Annotated in this window: 4 protein-coding genes and 1 pseudogene; 1 reads left to right on the top strand and 4 read right to left on the bottom strand. The window is 57.6% G+C overall.

The genetic code is table 11. The features are described from left to right. Positions 1–198 precede the first annotated feature (198 nt). Genes ACTHQS_RS09325 through ACTHQS_RS09315 form a run of 3 tightly spaced genes read right to left on the bottom strand, consistent with a single transcriptional unit; the run spans position 199 to position 2,997 of the window. Entirely contained in the window at positions 199–1,548 is a 1,350-nt protein-coding gene (locus ACTHQS_RS09325) for a delta-60 repeat domain-containing protein (RefSeq protein ID WP_440168047.1), read from the bottom strand. Next, positions 1,499–2,137, bottom strand: coding sequence for a hypothetical protein (locus tag ACTHQS_RS09320; RefSeq protein ID WP_440168045.1), 639 nt, complete (start codon positions 2,135–2,137; stop codon positions 1,499–1,501). Before ACTHQS_RS09320 ends, ACTHQS_RS09325 begins: the two co-directional genes overlap by 50 nt. A gap of 29 nt (positions 2,138–2,166) precedes the next feature. After that, positions 2,167–2,997 (bottom strand): hypothetical protein, encoded by an 831-nt coding sequence (locus tag ACTHQS_RS09315; protein WP_440168043.1) that lies wholly within the window; start codon positions 2,995–2,997, stop codon positions 2,167–2,169. 54 nt (positions 2,998–3,051) lie between these two features. Here ACTHQS_RS09315 and ACTHQS_RS09310 point away from each other — a divergent pair. Further along, a pseudogene (locus ACTHQS_RS09310) lies at positions 3,052–3,321 on the top strand (transposase); the annotation flags it as partial. Between the two features lie 274 nt (positions 3,322–3,595). Here ACTHQS_RS09310 and ACTHQS_RS09305 read toward each other — a convergent pair. Continuing rightward, the coding region (locus ACTHQS_RS09305; protein WP_440168041.1) for a tetratricopeptide repeat protein at positions 3,596–4,117 on the bottom strand (522 nt) is incomplete at its 5' end.

The following is a 4,117-nucleotide window of genomic DNA, read 5'->3' as shown; positions in this document are numbered from 1 at the left end:
GCTTTGGCCCGTTCTGCCCGCTGGATGTCCCGCTCGATCTGCTGGGCCTGGCCCCGGTTGAACTGGGAGACCCAGTCGTAGGTTTCCCGGCCGGCCTGGATCCGAGCCATTTCGCGTGCATGGTCTTCTCTCGCGCGTGCCAGCCGTTCCTCTTCATTCATGGCTAACCTGCAATTCAATCGCCAGCGCTAAAGCATCTTAAATGCTTCCGGTAATTCTCATTGCCACGTTGTGTTCGTGCTGTATTTTCGCTAACAGAATGTCCTGTTCAGCACGCAATTCTTCTGGATTCCTTCTGTTGCGGGTCTGCCGTCGTACAGTAGGTGAGGACAAGTTCTGTAAGCGTAGGACTATTGGGCCGTCATGGTCTTCAGTGGATGCACTTACCAGTATCCTGTTTCTTTCATCTATCGCCAGTGAAGTGGTGGTCGCGTCTGAGGCGAGAAAGGTGATAGATGTCCCGTCGGTCCCAAAGGAATAATCGGGATCGCCAATTTTGTCTAGCTTCGCTATCCCAATGCCAGAACGCGGCGACCGCTTAAAGGGGCCAGCTACGATCGCGTTGCCTTCATTGTCGATTGCCACGGCTGAGAAAAACCCTGTCAGTAGAGGTAATTCGTTCGACGATCGATCTCTGTATCTGATGTGAGGCATCAGCACCCCGTCCTTGGTGAACGAGGCGTAGGCCGGATGCCGTTCGGCGTTGGCTCGCTGGTAACCAGCTATGAGAATACTGCCGGACTTAAAGAGGCCCGCAGCGAGTGCGTATCCAAGAGAGGCATCGTACGCCGAAGTAGCGAGGCCGTGTTCTCCAAATTGTTCGTCCAAGCGCCCTGAGACGTCAAAACGGAGGGTCACAGCCAAAGCCCATTGGTCTCCCTCCACCGTTCCCACTGCTAGGACTGAGCCATCCGGGCAGGGCAGTAGCGCCGATAACATGAAACTTCGGCCGGCAAAGGGGATCGTGGTTACGCCCCTGTTGCCGAAGGTGCTGTCGAGAGTGCCGTCCTCCAAGAATTGAGCCAATACAAAATCCTCGGAAGCATCACTTCGAATGGCAGCACCTCCGACAACTAGAGCGCCCCGGGCTGTAATGGCCAGCTTTGTCAAAGATATTGCCTGATAACTGACGATCCCCGACAAAGCGGCCGTCGGAAGGTGAACTGTTCTGAAAGTTCTTCCGCCGGGGTCGATCAGAACAACAGAATCTGGGTTGGACGTCACGTTCCTGCACACCATGATTGTTCCGTCCCGTTTTATCGCTAGGGAACAAAGCCCGTGGCCTAACCCAGGTGGGAGCGTTGAGACGCCGCCCCGTCCGAATGAATCGTTCAGCTTCCCGTCTTGGTCCAGGCAAACCAACAGAAGAAACTCTGGTGTCGCAGCGACGTTTCTAACATCGGCGCCGATAACTATATGTCCTGACGGAGTCACCGCGTTAGCGCCAGCTTTCGCCCCTGAAATTGAAAGACGAACACCACCATGGAGGCCGAAGGTTTCATCTAAATAACCGGATGACATTCTTAATCGTCCCTTCGGCTCTTCCACTTTTTCTTTGTGAGACGACCATCCTTGTCCACATGCGCACCCGTACTAGTGTTAATATCCACCTAGGAGCTTTCTTAGGATGGTTTGAAACAGCTTGTGGTCTCACTCCAAGAAAAGCCAAACCTCCCACGGTGGCCGGAACCTCCGCTGCTTTGCGCGGCTCCAGCTCTTGGGCAGATGAGGGCACAGCAAGCGCTTGCTCAGATGATGTGCCCCAAAATGCACCCAGTAGTTCCGCTGTCAACTCTTGTTGAGCGTCCAAGAGTCGCTCGACGCCGGCCTCATCGATTGGGTGCCATCCAGGGACAACTAAGCCTTCTATGACATGGATGGGCCGACCAAATCTATCCTTGCCTTCGGTGTCGCGGAGCATCTGCGACGCTGGACGGCTTCGAAATGCAAGCGTGAACCTGCCGCGATGCCTGACGTCTATAGTTTTCGTGAGGATGCTTTCCTGATGAGGGGCTGACCCAGTTTGCAGGACAAGCATGAAATCGTTCTTGTCCTGCACCAAAAAGTCGGGCGCATAAATGGGGCGCCAGTCCAATTCTGGGTTCCTTGCGACGATGAACGGCCAAACTTCAACCATGATCGATCATCTACTGCCGTGCATCGAGGTCATATCTCGCTGCCTCGCTCTGGTCCATCAGAGTCGTCAACCATCCTGGAATTGGGGACGAAGGGCAAACTAAGTTCGTCTGCAGCTATGCCTCCGGCGAGGACCGATGCTGGCAGATGCTCCTCAAAGCCCGTAATAATATCAATGCATTGAAGCTCCAAGAGCTCGAGGGCTTCCCCTTCAGTGTGGAGTTGGTCTCGCGAATGCATCAAGCTTTGTGCATACTGTTGTCGGCCGGCCTGTGCTCGCGCAGTACGTGCACTAAGCAGTTTCGCTCCAAAACCAAGAGCATCCACGAACAATTCATCCGGAATCAATTGCCCAATGGAGGGAAACCGTGCCACAAGTACGCCGCGAAGTTTGGGACCGAGTAATTGCGCAGCGCTTCGGACAGCTGGCTGCCACGTTTCAATGGCTCCAGGTTCAAGTAACCGATCAGTCAGGCCTGATTTTTCTGGACCCTCTAAATCTGTACGTTTCTGAGCCAATTCATCGTGAGCAAACTTCATGAAGTCAGGCAGGATGCTAAGCAGTGGCAATTCAACGTTGTGTGGCCGAGGAGGCGTGCCATTTTTCTTCATTGCCCCGTTTGGCTCAGGAGTCGCAAACTCAAATCCCACTGCACTCACGGGGAACAAGCGGATGGAAGCCCGGGTATCCTGGGCCTTAGCGGATATCAGATCGCGAAGATTCTCGTCAGTTAATAGTTTGTCCTTAACCTGCTGAAGAGAACAAATGTCGGCTAGTAGGTCCCATTTAGTGATTACGAAATGAACGGGACACCTGCTTTGTTGAACGATCTCTAAACTGCTTGTCATGTCAAAGGACATGTAGCGATGTCCTCGTGGCTTATTCTCCAGGAGGTCCCGAATCGCCTCACCATGGGGCGAAAGCTCGAACTTCACGAACATGACGCGTTGCAGCGCCAACACCGCCAACGCGCCAAGGACCAGGACTTCCAGCACGAATACCGCATCCACCGGCCCATGGTCGAACGGTCCATCGCCTGGCTCACCCGCGGCAACCGCCGCGTTCGACACCGCGGAGTCACCCGAAACAACGCCTGGCTCCAACTCCGGATCGCAGGACTGAACCTGCGACGACTGCTCACCCTCGGACTGACGTCGAACGAAGGACCATGGGCGATGGGATGACCCACCCCCTTCGGGTCCGGCCAACCCAGCCACAGGATGACGCCCCACACCCGGGGGCACAATGAACATAGCGGGCGGAACGACCCCGTTGTCGCACCTAGAGTGCTGACCCAACATGCCGCTAGACGGCCCATTGGTGGCGTTCCGCCCGCCCCACAACCTCGTTGTTCAGCAGTCTCCTAGGTGGTCAAGCGCGGATTCACGGGGACTCCAACCTGCAAACGATTTCGTCAGATCTTGCTTCAGGTTTTACACCTTGACTACTTGCCCATGATTACGAGGAGCCGGACGAGGTTGGGGGCGAAGGCCGCGGGCTTGTCTCCGTGAGCCCCCGGTAGAGCCCGGCCGCCTCCTCCGCCGCGGCCAGGGCCTCCTCCGGCCGGCCCAGATCCCCCAGCAGGACCGAAAGGTTGTTCAGGGACATGGCCAGGTCGGAGGTGAAGGCCGCGGGCCTGGCCTCCGCCAGCCCCCGGTAGAGCCCGGCCGCCTCCTCGATGGCGGCCAGGGCCTCCTCCGGCCGGCCCAGATCCCCCAGCCCAGCCGAGAGGTTGTTCAAGGACCTGGCCAGGTCGGAGGTGAAGGCCGCGGGCCTGGCCTCCGCCAGCCCCCGGTAGAGCCCGGCCGCCTCCTCGATGGCGGCCAGGGCCTCCTCCGGCCGGCCCAGATCCCCCAGCCCAGCCGAGAGGTTGTTCAAGGACCTGGCCAGGTCGGAGGTGAAGGCCGCGGGCCTGGCCTCCGCCAGCCCCCGGTAGAGCCCGGCCGCCTCCTCGATGGCGGCCAGGGCCTCCTCCGGCCG

Origin of the sequence: Arthrobacter sp. SAFR-044, from assembly GCF_051965175.1 — a bacterium.
Lineage (GTDB): Bacteria > Actinomycetota > Actinomycetes > Actinomycetales > Micrococcaceae > Arthrobacter.
Note: the sequence above shows the minus strand (reverse complement) of the source record. Positions and strands in the feature narration are given on the sequence as shown.

What these genes read in the sequence shown, in the direction of transcription:
- ACTHQS_RS09320 (WP_440168045.1), bottom strand. Translation starts at nt 2,137, where the DNA reads ATGGTTGAAGTTTGGCCGTTCATCGTCGCAAGGAACCCAGAATTGGAC.
- ACTHQS_RS09315 (WP_440168043.1), bottom strand. Translation starts at nt 2,997, where the DNA reads ATGTCCTTTGACATGACAAGCAGTTTAGAGATCGTTCAACAAAGCAGG.